The sequence below is a fragment of the Megasphaera stantonii genome (genome assembly GCF_003367905.1).
Taxonomy (GTDB): Bacteria; Bacillota; Negativicutes; order Veillonellales; family Megasphaeraceae; genus Megasphaera; species Megasphaera stantonii.
Window position 1 is genome coordinate 959,053 of sequence record NZ_CP029462.1, and the last position, 14,949, is coordinate 974,001.

9 protein-coding genes are annotated in these 14,949 nt (G+C 55.3%); 3 read left to right on the plus strand and 6 right to left on the minus strand.

The window, feature by feature from the left end; all coding sequences use genetic code 11:
• The first annotated feature begins 24 nt into the window (after window positions 1–24).
• Window positions 25–216 (plus strand): 50S ribosomal protein L28, encoded by a 192-nt coding sequence (rpmB, locus tag DKB62_RS04555; protein ID WP_087477868.1) that lies wholly within the window; start codon window positions 25–27, stop codon window positions 214–216.
• Between the two features lie 59 nt (window positions 217–275).
• On the opposite strand, the gene DKB62_RS04560 is transcribed toward rpmB, so the two are convergent.
• The 5 genes from DKB62_RS04560 to ccpN all read right to left on the minus strand — a co-directional run bounded on the left by DKB62_RS04560 (window position 276) and on the right by ccpN (window position 8,768).
• A complete protein-coding gene (locus tag DKB62_RS04560) occupies window positions 276–1,358 on the minus strand; it encodes a flavodoxin family protein (protein WP_107195823.1) in 1,083 nt (360 codons plus the stop codon).
• A gap of 14 nt (window positions 1,359–1,372) precedes the next feature.
• The gene (locus tag DKB62_RS04565) at window positions 1,373–2,359 is read right to left on the minus strand and encodes a Rossmann-fold NAD(P)-binding domain-containing protein (RefSeq protein WP_087477870.1); all 987 of its coding nucleotides are present in this window, start codon (window positions 2,357–2,359) and stop codon (window positions 1,373–1,375) included.
• A gap of 1 nt (window position 2,360) precedes the next feature.
• Window positions 2,361–7,238, minus strand: coding sequence for a nucleotidyl transferase family protein (locus DKB62_RS04570; RefSeq protein WP_107195824.1), 4,878 nt, complete (start codon window positions 7,236–7,238; stop codon window positions 2,361–2,363).
• Window positions 7,239–7,303: 65 nt separating this feature from the next.
• The gene (locus DKB62_RS04575) at window positions 7,304–8,125 is read right to left on the minus strand and encodes a pyruvate, water dikinase regulatory protein (protein WP_087477872.1); all 822 of its coding nucleotides are present in this window, start codon (window positions 8,123–8,125) and stop codon (window positions 7,304–7,306) included.
• 1 nt (window position 8,126) lies between these two features.
• Window positions 8,127–8,768 (minus strand): transcriptional regulator CcpN, encoded by a 642-nt coding sequence (ccpN, locus tag DKB62_RS04580; RefSeq protein ID WP_087477873.1) that lies wholly within the window; start codon window positions 8,766–8,768, stop codon window positions 8,127–8,129.
• Window positions 8,769–8,926: 158 nt separating this feature from the next.
• Here ccpN and DKB62_RS04585 point away from each other — a divergent pair, with 158 nt between their 5' ends.
• A complete protein-coding gene (locus DKB62_RS04585) occupies window positions 8,927–10,003 on the plus strand; it encodes an IS30 family transposase (protein WP_115759886.1) in 1,077 nt (358 codons plus the stop codon).
• A gap of 123 nt (window positions 10,004–10,126) precedes the next feature.
• Here the strand turns inward: DKB62_RS04585 and ppsA are convergent, their stop codons facing one another.
• Window positions 10,127–12,526, minus strand: coding sequence for a phosphoenolpyruvate synthase (gene ppsA / locus DKB62_RS04590; protein ID WP_087477874.1), 2,400 nt, complete (start codon window positions 12,524–12,526; stop codon window positions 10,127–10,129).
• Window positions 12,527–12,871: 345 nt separating this feature from the next.
• Here ppsA and DKB62_RS04595 point away from each other — a divergent pair, with 345 nt between their 5' ends.
• Complete coding sequence (locus DKB62_RS04595) at window positions 12,872–14,935, plus strand: transglycosylase domain-containing protein (protein ID WP_107195825.1); 2,064 nt, start codon at window positions 12,872–12,874, stop codon at window positions 14,933–14,935.
• Window positions 14,936–14,949 lie beyond the last annotated feature (14 nt).

Genomic DNA, 14,949 nt, shown 5'->3' on the forward strand with positions numbered 1-14,949 from the left:
TGATGGTGCAGGGAGGTGTAACCAATGGCAAACTATTGCGAAATTTGCGGCAAAGGAATGATGACCGGCATGAACGTCAGCCATTCCCATTTGAAAACAAAAAGAACCTGGAAACCGAACATCCAGAGAGTACGCGCTATCGTAGACGGCGAAGTAAAACGTATCAACGTCTGCACTCGCTGCCTTCGTTCCGGCAAAGTACAGCGCAATGCTTAATTTCATATAAAAAAAGATGATTCCCTATCGAATCATCTTTTTTTATTGCCATTGTTCAGTTATACGCCGGCAATGCGCCCGGCCATGGCGGCTGCCCGTTCTTCCACGCCAGGACACTGCAGAATGCTGTTCGGGTCGTTTGCCGTTTCGATCTGGGCAAAGCGCGGCGGCAGGGCAAAATTCTTATTGCAGTTCATCGCGTCGATGACCTGCTCGGCTACGATGTCGCCGCCGCTGTATCCGGAAACGACGAGAGCATAGACCCTCTTCTGTGAAAAGGATGCGAAGTCCTTGCGGAACAAAGCCGTCAGGCGATTGAAAAAAGCCGTAATATTGGCGCTCACGGCGTCGTTGTAATTGGGGCAAATCAAGACGACGGCGTCGCCGGCGCGAATGGCCGGATAGACCCGCTCGACGATGACGCCGCCGTAAAAGCATTCGCCCTTTTCACCGAAATGGCGGCACGCTTCGTAGCTGCAGCCCCGGCAGTCGACGACGGCTCCGTTGCGCAGGGAAATTTCTTCGACATCTACGTCCGCAGGCAGCTTCTTCCGTATCATTTCCCACAGCAGCAGCGTATTCGACGTCTTGCGGCTGCTGGCGTGGAGCACGACGACGCGGCGCGCCGGACGGCCTCCTTGGGAAAGTTCCGCGGCAAAGGCCGCCGTCTTACGTACCAGACAGGCCGCGCTTTCTTTATAGGCCTGCAAGTTCGTCTCTCCCAGCAGCATGGCCTGCGTATTAAAATTATACAGAGAGCCCGTCGCTTCGACGAGAGGCTTCCCCGGAAAGGCGCAGCCAGCCTGATTTGCCATGAAAATCAGCTCGCGGCCTATTTTTTTTGTGAATAATTCGCCCGGCCCGTCGACGAGGACCGCGCCGGCCCAGCCGTCCAGACAGTCTGCCTGAAGGGCTAAGGCCGAAATCAGCTGCGCGTATTCGCAGCTGAAGCCGCCGGCAGGCAGGGCTACGGCAAACAACACGGCCCGTCCCGCCGGCAGGGCGGCGGAGCTGCAGGCCTCGGCAAAGGCTGCGCCGTCGACGGCACGGTATTCCCATCCATGCAAAGCATAGGTCAGCACGCTTTCTAGCCGACTCGTATCGGCGCATTCGCGCCAGCCGATCTTCACGACTGTCAACATGCTTCATTCCCCCTTTACACCAGACGGCACAGGTTGAGATACGCCGTTTTCAGCCGCTCGTACAGGGCGTCGCAGACTGCAGCGTCTTCATATACGACGCCGTCCCGGGTCATCTGATTCCGGATGCCGAAAAACGCGCCGGCCCCTTCGTCTCCCAAGTACACGGAGCCGTAATGCCACTGTTCCCGCAGGGTCAGGAGAATCGATAAGGCCGCCGACGACAAGGCCGGAGCAATGTACGGCTTATATCCCAATTCGCGGACAGCCATGTTGGCCCCGATGACCAAGTCGGTCAGGGCGCGGGAGCGCCCGTCGTCGTAGTCTGTCAGGCTGTCGGCCAGCACCAAGTCCCCGCCGTGAGGCCCGAAGGCCCGCCCTTCGGTCAGGTAGGAGCGGAATTCTTCGCGGCGTTCCGCATAGTAGCAGGCCCGGGCGTTCATGACGCCTAAGCCGTAGCCCTGTACCTGCGCCGGCCTGAGCCCCGACGCCATCCAAAAGGCCTTGCACAACGGGTCTACCGGGTCGGACACGATGCAGGCCAGGCCGGCAAATTTCGCCGCCTTGGCCAGCCCGGCAAAATGGCGTACCAATTCTGTATTCGCCGCCAGCTGGGCCATGCGCACGTCGCCCTGGGCGCCGACAGGCGGCACGCCCTTGCTGGCGCAGAAGACGAATACGTCGCAGTCAAACAGCGCTTCTTCCCCGACGGCGTACACGGGAGGCAGCGACGGCATGCCGCTTCCCTCCCAATCGGCGAAGGGATATCGAATCTGATTGATTTCCATTTCCAGCCGCCTGATATTTTGTTCATTAATATCGCAGATGCCGATGGATTCGACGACGCCGGCTCCCAGAAGGCGCAGGCCGATGAGCATGGTCATGCCCACGTCTCCCAAGGCTAAAATATGAACTCTATACGTTTGTTTCCCTAAGGGGCTGCCCGTCAGCGGCAAGGGCGACGTCACCGCCGCCTCGCCGGGCAATTCATGAATATACCGCACCTTATCGTCCTTCCCTTCCAGCGGCGCTCCGCATCAGATCTTCTTCCATAGAGCCTTCCTTCCACTGCATGCGCAGGAGCCGCTCAATATCGTTTTCAATGAACCGGGTCGGGTCCATGTTTTCATCGAATTTTACGCCCACGTCGATGTCGGGAATCCGGGGATACGTAAAGACCTCGCCGAGGCGTTTCAGCGTCAGGCGGCGTTCGTACGTTTCCTGATAGACGTCCTGCAATACCCGCATGATGTGGGCGGCGTTCTGCAGGCACGTCAGGGAATACCAGTAATGAGCCAGGAAATCGCCGCGGCTGACAAACTCGGGATTGACGTAGGGCAGGATCAGGTTGATAGCCGGGTTGCTGTCGTAGCCGCTGTAGTTGTGGGCGTTGTCGATGCTGTCGCCGCCGATATAAGGATAGCAGTCCTTTTCGTTGAGCCAGACTTCCAGCGTCGGCAGGAAATAGGCGCTTTCGGCCTTCATGTTCTTTTCGACCATCATGTCCATGGCCTGTCCGGTCATGACGCCGACGAGAACCTCCTTGACTTCGATGTCGCACTTGTCCAGGTACGGCGTGAGCATCCGCATGCGGTGGCCCTTGTGCAGCAAGTCGTCGATGAGGATGACCGGCCTGTCAAAGGACTTGATCGTCCGGACCTGATTTTCTACAGGCGAATAATGATGTGATTCGGCCAGGGTAAATTCCTTGACGTACCGGTCGAAGTACTTGCCGATGTGCAGGCTCTTCGTCACCGTATTCGGCACCAGGACGTTGCTCAGAGCCTTGCCGAAGGGCACGGACATATAGGGGCCGCGCCGCTTTTTCTTGTCCTCGACAGTGGAGACGCCGTTGATTTCAGCGACTTTGTTGATGATCTTGTTGTGGAAGGAGCTCATGTTAAAGGACAGGAGCAGCTTGCCCGGGTAAATCAGCTTGAGCACGGCCAGCAAGTTGTTGTGGGCTTCGTGCAGGGCTTCGCGGACGAGAGGATTCTTGTTGAAGGGGTTTTTGATGACCGTTTCGACGTCCTTAAACAAGACGATAGGCGACTTCATATCTACGACGTACAGGGGATGCTCGCTGCCTTCCGGCGCGATGTTGACGAAGCCCTGCAGCTCGAGGGCGTCGATGATTTCGGCATCGTAGCCCGCTTCGTCTACAGGACGGTACACGGCGTAGGCAAAGTCGCGGGAAATGAGCTCCGTCAGAATTTCCGTAATGGTAATCTGGGCCACGTTGTCGATAGTCGACGTGTCGTCGGCGTAGAAGAAGCCAATGCAGGCGATGCTGCCGCCGGCGGCGTTGCGGATATGCGAGGCCAGCTGGGAATCGCCGATTTCCTTCAGCAAATCCCGCGTGCCGATGCGGTGGGCCGCGGCATAGGCGATCATCGTCCGTTCCTGCCGGGCGTCGTCGACGTACAGAGTCCGCACGGTTTCCCGCTCGATGTACTTGTCGAGGATATCCATGTTGTACCCCTTATTCCACAGCTTGTTGCAGATCGGCCACAGGCTTTCGGCGCCGCGGGGCTTAAAGGCGCCGATGCCCAGCTCCCGCGCTTCCAGGACGTGCTTATAGGCCGGTTCGCGCAGGTACATGTTGTTGTCGTAAATGAAATTCTGGGCTACGGCGTCGATGAGGTTGGATATGTCGCGATTCAGGTCGATGTTTTCGCGGATCTTCGTCGAGCTGATATCTTCGTAGAATTTGTCGAGAGTCAAATACACGACCTTTCCCGTAATGCCGTGGCCGCCGTCGTCGTGGTCCCGCCCTTCATTTTCCCTCGTCTCGCGGGCGAAGGCGATATGGTTTACCGTATGGATGGAATCCTTCGTCGGCGCGGCCTTGTAAGCCGAAGCGTTTTCGATGACGTCGGTCCCGACGGCGATGTACAGGTCCTTCTTGGCAAAAATCGCCTTCAGCCGGGCTACGTCCTTCGGATTGGCAATGTTGACGGGAATATCGTCGGGGAAGGGATACATGTCCTCTTCGTCGGCGACGGACATATTCATGATCTTGCGCCGCATGAGGCGGGGCTGGGTATGCTTGGACCAGGAAAATTCATCGAGGGCCAGATATACGTCGAAGCCCAGGTCGCGAATCTTGCAGGCCACGGCCTTATGCCCCAGGCTGAAGGGGTCGAAGGTCCCCGGGTAGAAGCAGGCCTTGCGGGCCGGCGGGAAGGAAAAGGCGCCGTTCTGGAACTCATGATGGCCGATATAGCGGTAAATATGATTCAGGACGGCGGCGTTGCTGTAGAAATCCAGAACACCTTCGGGATTTTCGTCGAGCAGGACCAGGAGCTTTTTGTAGCAGTGCAGGAATAAAAAGTCCTTCTGCTCCATGGCCATGACCGGGCTGTGAAAGATAAACTTCCCGATATCGCGGAAGGCGTCACGGCTCAGCTCGTCGTCGTAGTGGGCGTAAGCCTTGATCATGATGTACAGCAGGCGGCGCTGACGCCGTTCGTTGACGTCCCCATCGTCGCCGAACTCCTCGGCAAATTCGGAGAAGTTTTCCAAAATGACGCCGACGGTGTTGACGATAGACGACGCCAGCTGGATGTTGACCGTCAAAATCTGCGACGAAATCGTATTGATAAATTCGTCAAATTCCTGCGGCGGCAGCTTCAGAATCATGCGGCCCAGGAATTCCGGCACGTACTTCGATATCTGGGGGTCGCCGATTTCCAGGCCGTTGAACAGTTCGACGGCCAGCTCATTGCGCTGCGAGTACGTCATGTTGGCAGCGATGCGCAGCAGGCTTTCCCCTGCCGCCTGGCGGACAAAGATGGACTCGCTGATTTTCAGAAGGTTCGTCAGATGCATGCCCAGATGCATGACGTCGCCCTTGTCGCACGTATCGTCCATATACCGCATCATCAGCTCTATATTGGCGACCTTGATGCCCCAGTGGGTCCCCATCTTCAAGTCGATGAGGAACAGGCTGCCTTCATGCTCGGAAAAGGCCTTTTTATCGGCGGGCAAATTCATCACCGACAGGAGGTCGTCGTAATATTGTTCCTCCGTATATCCGTCATAGAGGCAGCGCTTCGTGTTCAGGGCGGCGACGCGCAGGTTCTGGGAGGAAGACTGCAGGGCCGTTTCTATAAAGGGGCGGACTGCCGTCATAAATTCCTCAGGAATGTCGCTGCGCTTCATGTCGTCCAGGACCTTCAGGAGCATGATATACCGCTCTTCCGGATAATTGCGGCGCTCGAAATACTTGGCCATCACGCGGATGTAATCGCCGCGGTCCTTCGCCGGGCAGGAATCCAGTACGGCTTCGACGAAGCTGCTCAGGCAATAGCCGATCCACAGCTTGTGCTGCTCCGTAAACCGCATTTCCGGATAGATGATCATGTCCAGATACTGATCAAACAGGGACAGGCTCGTGACGACCTTATGGGGAAGGGACACGCCCTCAGGCAGCTCCTTTGTGTATTTTTCGTTGAAATTAGCGACAATGCGCCCCATGAGGGCCGCCGACTGGAAGCGGATGTCCCCTTCTTTATGAGACAGCAGCTCGTACAGGAATTTCAGCGTCATGACCTTTTGATGCTCTGTCATGTACGTCGAGTACTCTTCGAAAATGCCGATATAGGTGCGGACGTTTTTCCACAGCTGCTCGCTGCGGGCCGCTTCGATGAGGTTGCCGAAATCGCTGTCGTCGCGGAAGATACTCATGAGGCGGATGTTGTGGGCAATGGCCGCGTACTTCAGCTGTTCGACGACTTCTCCCTCCGCCAGGAGCACCATTTCCCGCGGCTCTGGAACGTCGGGCTGGACGTGGTCCCGCGAAAGGTCGGCCGGCAGCTCGACGACGCCCTTTTCCCGCATGAACGACTCGAAATCGGCCAGCTTGGCGTATACCTTCTGGTACCGGTGGCGCTTCGCCTCGTCTACGTTATCCAATTTTCCTAAAATGACGTCGAAGGCTTCCTTCAGAGTATAGAAATGAACGACTTCCCTGCCCTGGGCGTCGCGGCTGCTCTTGACCCGGAAATCGGCGTAGATGAGCAGCAGCGATTCGACGGAAAGATTTTCCAGCTCCAAATCCCAGACGGAATGGTTAGCCGCGATGTGTCCGATGCCGGACAAGCCGACGCGGCGGCAGCAGGCGTCGGTATAGTAATAGTGCAGGTAGGGCACGCGCTTTTCTTCGTTTTTCTTGCAGCCGTATTTCCCCAGGTCATGGCACAGAGCCGCGCCGGAAATGAGGGCCAGGTCGACGGGCTCGCCGAGGAAGGCCAGCTGACGCGCCGCATGCAGGGCGACGTAATGGACGCCGGCAATATGGCCCAGCGTGTTGAAGGGGGAAATTTCCGAGCCGATGCGCATGAATTCATAGATATACTGATCTTCCAGCATCTTGATCATGTGCAGGTATTCCCGCGTATAGCCCTGCTTCATAATTTCTTCATCGTCGAGAAAATCGAAATCGACGGTCGGGTCAAAGGGCAGCACGGCCCGTTCGTACTGATACAATCCGTGCAGCAGCTGCATGAGCACGAGGCGCCCCAGGCGGAATTCGCCGTCGCCGCTGTGCGCTACGGGCTTGCCGTCCCAGCCTTCCCACTGAGCCGCCGTAATCGGAAAGAGCCTCTCTAAGACGGCGCAGTAGCAATGGGCCAGCCAGCCGCCTTCCGGCTCTTCGGCCAAACAGGATATGTACCGCCACGCCGCCTCCAGCACTTTGGCGGAAACATACCGTCCCCGGCTGTCGCGGCACCCTTCCAATTCGCCGGCCAGCTTCATGACGCCGTTGGCCTTCATAAACGCCGGGCCGTCGCCGGGCTTCATGCCGGCAGCCTTTAAAAAGGCCGAATCAGACAAGGCCTTGTACAAAAAGGTCTTCAGGTCTAATTTTTTTTCTTCCATAACCTTCTCCTTGCTTGCAGATACGAAAAAAGACGCCGAAAATGGCGTCCTTTTTTCATGCCATTTTACTCGTGATACAACTCTTTATTGCGTTTGACGATTTCCATGACAAGATTTGCTGTTTCTTCAATTGCTTTCGACGACACGTCGATAATCGGGCAATGAAGACGGCGCATGACGTTGCGGGCATACGTCAGTTCTTCATTGATCCGCTCGATGTTGGCGTAGCTGGCGTTCGAATCGAGGCCCATGCTGCGCAGCCGTTCCGAACGGATAAAATTCAATTTAAAGGGATCGATAATGAGGCCGACGATTTTACGGGCCGGCACCTGGAATAATTCCGGAGGCAAGGCTACTTCCGGCACCAAGGGCAGGTTGGCAGCCTTGATCCGCTTATGAGCCAAATACATAGATAAGGGCGTCTTAGACGTACGGGATACGCCGACGATGACGATATCAGCCTTTAAGAAGCCCATCGGATTTTTGCCGTCGTCAAATTTGACGGCGAATTCAATCGCTTCGACGCGCTTGAAGTATTCTTCGTCGAGCTGATGAATCATGCCCGGCTTCATCGTCGGTTCCGTATGGGTCAGCGTGCCTACGCCGGCCAGCATCGGGCCGATGATGTCGACGAGGGTAACGTTCTGCGCGTTAGACAACTCCTGCAGCTTGCGCCGCAGCGTCGGGGATATAATAGTACAGCAGATCATCGCGCTGTGTTCTTTCGCCTTTTGTACGATTTCTTCGACCTGCTGTTCCGTACGAATATAGGGCATGCGCACGATATCAAATTCCTGTTTGTCGTACTGGCAGGCCGCCGCCCGGGCTACGCGTTCCGCCGTATCTCCCAGCGAGTCCGAGCAGGCGTAAATGATCGGTTTTGCCACCTTACGTTCTCCTTCCTAATCCACATTCAACAAATAACCGCGTAATGTTTGTTTTCGATATTCTTCCGACAATCTGTAAATCCTTCTTATCTTCCTCATCCGTATCGAGAACATGAACTACCGGCAGACAATCAATTTCATATTCTATCATGCGCTGCGCCGCTGCCAGCGCCTTTTCATCAGCCTGCACGTAAATGACCTTGCTGACCGGCGTCATGACCATACGCACCGGCAGAGCTCTCAAATCGTTGTTGCCCATAGCCGTCTTCAACAAATCCTTTCGGGATACGACACCGGCCAGAATATTATCCGTCGCGACAAATACCGTTCCCGCATCTTCCGTAAACATAGCGATGACCGCGTCGTAGGCGCTGGTGTGCTCGCCGACGATGACCGGCTGCGATAAGCACGACTCAATGCTGATATCCATGATCTTTTGAGACAGCAAGTCCTTTTCCTTATCGCCGATAAAGAAATATCCCAGCTTTGGCCGCGCGTCTATCAGTCCCAGCATCGTCAATATCGCCAGGTCGGAGCGCAGCGCTGCCCGCGTCACGTGCAGCTGGTCGGCAATGTGCTGTCCCGTAATCGGACTATGCTCCTTGACGATATTCAAAATCGTTCCCTGCCGTTCCGATAACATATTGTGGTTTCACCTCCTGATAATCGCTTATTATCATACCATATTTTACGGTTAATTGTAAAATGAATTTGAACAGGTAATCAAAAAAACAAAAATCCATAGTGAAGCTTCATGTTAAAATGGTTTTGCGAGAAATCATCAACAAAGGAGCAATCACTATGGATCACATCCATTCTAACACAATTGAGGACGTACGTACACCCGGCCGCCATCTTTCTTTGGAGGAACGTGGCATGATTCAGGCCCTGCATCGCCAGGGGCTTTCCCTTCGCAACATCGCTGCTGCAGTAGGATGTGCTCATACGACTGTTTTCTATGAACTTCGGCGTGGAACGCCGGATCGGAAAAGCAAGCACGGTCGTGCCCCTCAGTATATGGCAAAGCGCGGTCAGAAGGCTTATGCAGAGAATCGCAAGAACTCCAGGAAGCCTTGTAAAATCGATCATGACGACTGCGAGCTGTTTATCCAATGGATGGTGGAACGAGTCCGCCAGGAACGCTGGTCACTGGATGCCTGCGTTGGCTATGCTAGGCGAAATAAGCTATTTACTCCGGAACAGATTCCCTGTACCAAGACGCTCTACAACATGCTTTGGGCTAACAAACTTCCACTGTCACTCTTCGAGGTACCGCAGGTCTTGAAGCACAAACGCCGCCGCAAATGGGTGCGTAAGAACAAACGTATGAAGGGCCGCTCCATTGAGGAACGTCCTGCCGTCGTCGATGATGGTACCGAGATGGGCCACTGGGAAGTGGATACGGTCGTTGGTCGGCGCGCAGGTCGTGAAGCAGTAGTCTTCACCGCTGTTGAAAAGGTTACGCGCAACTACATCGCTATCCGAATTCCTGGACGTACCTGCGCCGGCGTTGAAGCTGCTCTTGCACAGTTGCAGGAGCGATATGGCGCAGAGTACTTCAGCCAGATCTTTAAGACGATGACGGCCGATAACGGTCCAGAGTTTGAGAACTTATCGCAGTTCGAGAGCCTCGGTACTAAGATATACTTTACACATCCGTACAGCTCATGGGAGCGGGCTCAGAACGAACGCCACAATGGCCTGCTGAGGGATTTCATCCCAAAGGGCATGTCCATGGAGCGGTTCTCTGATGAGGATATCCTGAACATGGCAGATACGCTGAACCAGCGCCCACGGCGTGTTTTGGGCTACCATACGCCGTCAGAGCTATTTGATGCATTCCTCGATGAAGTTTATGCTAGTGAGTGTGTTTCCTGATTATGGTTGTTCAAATTCAACTTGCAATTTACCTACCATATTTTACTCCAAGATGCATAAGAAAAAGGCGGACCAAAAGAAATAATTTACTCTTTTGGCGCCGCCTTTTCTCATATCATCGACTTACCATGTATAATCTTCTGTATCTGCGCGGCCTTTTCCGGTCAGGGAATCCATCAGCATACGCTGTTCGATCTGCGCGACGTTCTTGCGCGTCGATACAACGGCGTCGGGATTGACGGAAATAGAATCGATGCCGCTCTTAACGAGAAATTCCGTAAAATCAGGATATACGCTCGGCGCCTGGCCGCAGATGGAAACGGTCTTTCCATCCCGGTGAGCTACTTCGATCAAGTGGCGAATAGCCCGCTTAACGGCTAAGTTGCGTTCGTCAAACAGAGGAGCTACCGTTTCGTTATCGCGGTCGCAGCCCATGACGAGCATCGTCAGGTCGTTGGAACCGATGGAATACCCGTCGACAAACTTATTGAACTGATCCGCCAGGATGATGTTGGAAGGAATTTCAGCCATCAGCCATACTTTGAAGTCCGGTCCGCGGTGGAGTCCTTCTTCAGCCATGAGGCCGACGATCTTTTCCATTTCGTCGACGCGGCGGCAGAAGGGAACCATGACGTTCAGATTCTTGAAGCCGTATTCTTCGCGGACTTTGCGGACGGCCTGCAATTCCAGGCGGAAGGCTGCGACGTATTTCGGGTCGTAGTAGCGGGATGCGCCGCGCCAGCCTAAGAGAGCGCTGCTTTCCTGCGGTTCATACTTGTCGCCGCCCTTGAGGTTGCGGTATTCGCTGGATTTGAAATCGCTGAGGCGAAGCGTTACCGGGCGCGGAGCCAATGCCTGGCAAACCTTGCGCATGCCGTCGGCCAGCTGGTCGACGACGCGTTCGGGATGGCCGATTTCGATGAGATACAAGGGATGTTCGTGAATGAACGTCGTCCAGATGAATTCTTCGCGCATGAGGCCGATGCCGTCGCAGGGCAGCTTACCGTGTTTTTCCGCCAAGTCGGGGTTGCCCAGGTTCATGTAAATCTTCGTGCCCGTAATGGGAACCGGTTCGGACATGACGACTGTCGCCTGGCCGCCGGCCTGAGCTGCTTCTTCCTTCGGTTTTACGATATCGGCGACGGTGCCTTCGTATACGATGCCGTTCGTCGCGTCGACAGTAATATCCGCACCGTCGGGAATCGTCGTCGTCGCTTCAACGCTGCGGCTCTTCGTGCCGACGATGCAGGGGATGCCCAGCTCGCGGCTGACGATCGACGCGTGGCAGGTCATGCCGCCGGCGTCGGTGACGATGGCTCTGGCCTTCTTCATAGCCGGCACCCAGTCAGGGGCGGTCATCGTCGTAACGAGGATTTCCCCTTCCTTAAATTCTTCGATCTTCGACGGATCGAGGATGACGTGGGCTTTGCCGGCGGCGCTGCCCGGGCTGGCCGGCAGGCCCTTTACGATGACCTTGCGGTCCGTCGTCACGGCTGCAGGAGCCGCTTCGGCCTGTCCCTTTTCCTGATTTTTCTTGGACCATACCGTTTCGGGGCGGGCCTGGAGGAGCCATACCTTGTTATCCCGTTCGTCGACGCCCCATTCCATATCCATGTAGCAGCCGTAATGCTGTTCGATAGCCTTGGCGTACGTTGCCAGTTCTTTTACCTGTTCGTCCGTAATGACCTGCATCTTCTGTTCTTCTTCCGGCACGAGCTGTTCTTCGCAGTCGCCGCCGGGCTTGCGGACGAGCTTCACGGGCTTCGTATTGATCATCTTGTCCAGAATCGTCAAATCGTCCTTCTTGACGCGGAAGTTATCCGGCGTAACCGTACCCTGTACGACGTATTCGCCCAGGCCCCAGGCGCCTTCGATCGTAATCGTCGAATCGTCGCCCGTCACGAGGTCGACCGTAAACATAACGCCGGCAGCCTTGGAGAATACCATCATCTGGACGGCGGCGCTCAAGGCGACGGACAGATGGTCGAAGCCTTTCTTCGTCCGATAGTACGTAGCGCGGTCGGTAAACGTAGAGGCATAGCATTCCTTGACCTTCTGGATTACCATATCGGCGCCCTGGACGTTCAGATACGTATCCTGCTGTCCGGCAAAGCTGGCGTCGGGAAGGTCTTCTGCCGTAGCGCTGGAACGGACGGCGACAAAGGGATTGTCTTCGCCGACTTTTTTGCCCAGTTCTGCATAGCTGGCCCGAATCGCTTCGGCCAGGTCAGCCGGCATATCGGCAGCGCAAATTGCTTCGCGGACAGCTGCCGTGACGCTGCGGAGCTGAATGGGGTCTTCTACATCGGTCAGGCCCTGGAGAAGTTCTTTAATCTTTTCATCCAAGCCCGTTTCGCGCATAAAATGACGGTACCCTTCGGCCGTCGTAGCGAAGCCGTAAGGTACGGGTACGCTCGTCTGCGACGTCAGTTCGCCCAGCGAAGAAGATTTCCCGCCTACGAGAGCGACGTCCTCGCGGCGCAGTTCATCAAACCATAATACAAAAGCCTTATCTCTATCCATTCCCTCTTACCTCCTAGAACAAGCAGATATGCTATTTATTTGTTTCCTTTACATTTATGGTACTTTATTTGTTAGAAAAAGTCAACACATTTTCAGTATCTATTGTACATTTCTTTTATATATTATATACTATTTGTGCGGTATTGCTTATGTAACTATCTAAAAATAGTATAATGCCCCTTCCGGCAATGATTTTCGCCCCTTTCCGGCTTTTCCCGCCGCAAAAGTCCCTTCCGCATATAGGATAATGTATATAAATATGCTATAATAAGAAATTAGCAAAGATTCATTTCTGCTTATTGAAAGTTATATATTATATTTATGTTTTATAATATAGGAGGATCTATGTATACGCCTAGACGGAGAGCTAAACATGCTAAAAAATCATCAGGACCTATGCACCGTCTGCGACTCCTGATTATCTTATGCGTCGTCGTAATCGCCGGCCTGACCTTCGGCTACATTTTCGCCGCCTATCAAAGCCTGCCTACGGTAGGCAACAACATGCGGCCTGCCGTGTCGTCGCAGGTCTTCGATATTCACGGCCGCCTCGTGACGACCCTGCATTCCGACCAAAACCGCCTGCCTATCGACATCAACAAGGTGCCCCAGCATTTGCAGAACGCCTTTATCGCCGCGGAAGACAACCGCTTCTACGACCATATCGGTATCGACCCCATCGGCATCGGCCGGGCCATCGTGACGAACATTACCAGCGGCGGCATCGCCCAGGGCGGCAGCACCATTACGCAGCAGCTGGCGAAAAACGCCTTCCTGTCGCAGGAACAGACGCTGAAACGCAAAATCCAGGAAGCCATGCTGGCCCTGGAAATCGAACGGAAATACAGTAAAAAAGAAATTCTGGAAATGTACATGAACCAGATTTATTTCGGCCAGGGCGCGTACGGCATCCAGACGGCAGCCCGCACGTACTTCGACAAGGACGTCGACCAGCTGAACCTCAAGCAGTGCGCTATGCTGGCCGGTCTGCCCAAGAGCCCTAATTACTACTCGCCCTTCAATAATCTGGAAGAAGCGAAAAAACGCACGAACACCGTCTTAGACCAAATGGTGAAATACGGCTATATTTCTCAGGATGAATGTACGGAAGCGAAAAACGCCGACTTAGAATTGACGCAGATGAAGCAGACCGACGACAACGCCGATACGGCTTCCTTCGTCGACTATGTGTCGCAGCTCGTGGCCTCCAAATACGGCGACGACGCCCTGTACAAGGAAGGCCTGAAGATTTACACCACCATGGACTTGGAAAAACAGCGCGCCGCAGCAGAAGCCCTGCGCCAGCTGCCGGACAACTACAAGGACGAAAACGGCTTGACCCAGCCGCAGGGCGCCCTCGTCTCCATCGACCCGAGAAACGGCCACATCCTGGCTATGGTCGGCGGCCGCGGCCAGGACAGCTTCAACCGCGCCACCATGGCCGTCCGCCAGCCCGGTTCGGCTTTCAAGCCCTTCGTATACATGACGGCCCTGCAGCACGACATGTCGCCGTACTCGACAATGGAAGACAAGGCCATCTCGTACGGCTCGTGGAGCCCGCAGAACTCCGATATGACCTTCCGCGGCAAGATATCTCTGGCCGACGCCCTGGCCCTTTCGGTCAACACCGTCGCCGTCCAGCTGGCTGACGAAGTCGGTCCCTCCAATATCATCGCCAACGTCAAGAAAATGGGCATTACGACGATGGAAAAGGACGACGACAACCTGGCCATGGCCTTAGGCGGCCTGACCCGGGGCGTAACGCCGCTGGAAATGGCCAGCGCCTACGGCACCTTCGCCAACAGAGGCGTCCACGTCAAACCCGTCGCCATCGTCAAGATCCTGGACCGCAACGGCAACGTCCTGGAAAACGAATCCACCCTGAATCAGGATAAAAACAAGACCCAGGTCATGTCGGAAAAAGAAGCCTATGAAATGACCTATATGCTCGAAGGCGTCATCGATCACGGCACCGGCACAGGCGCCGCCATCGGCCGGCCCGCAGCCGGCAAGACCGGCACGACGGACAACAACGTCGACGCCTGGTTCGTCGGCTATACGCCGACCATTGTCACGGCCGTCTGGATCGGCGACGACTCGGGCTCGCACAGCCTGGGCGAAGTATACGGCGGTACGATTCCGGCAGCTATCTGGCGCGATTACATGACCGTCGCCACGCAGGACGAATCGTACGAAGGCTTCGCCATCCCGGCCGGCATGGAACCGATTGCGCCGCCGCCGAAAGAAGAACCTAAACCCAAAGCGGATGACAAAAAAGACGCGGCTAAGGACAAGGGGAATAAATCGCGCGAACCGGCAGCGCAAAACGACGAATCTTCTGATACCGGCGAACGAGCCGCCGAAGAACGGGCCGTCCAGCAGGCCGCGCGCAACAACAAGGAAGAATAACATACTGGCATGCA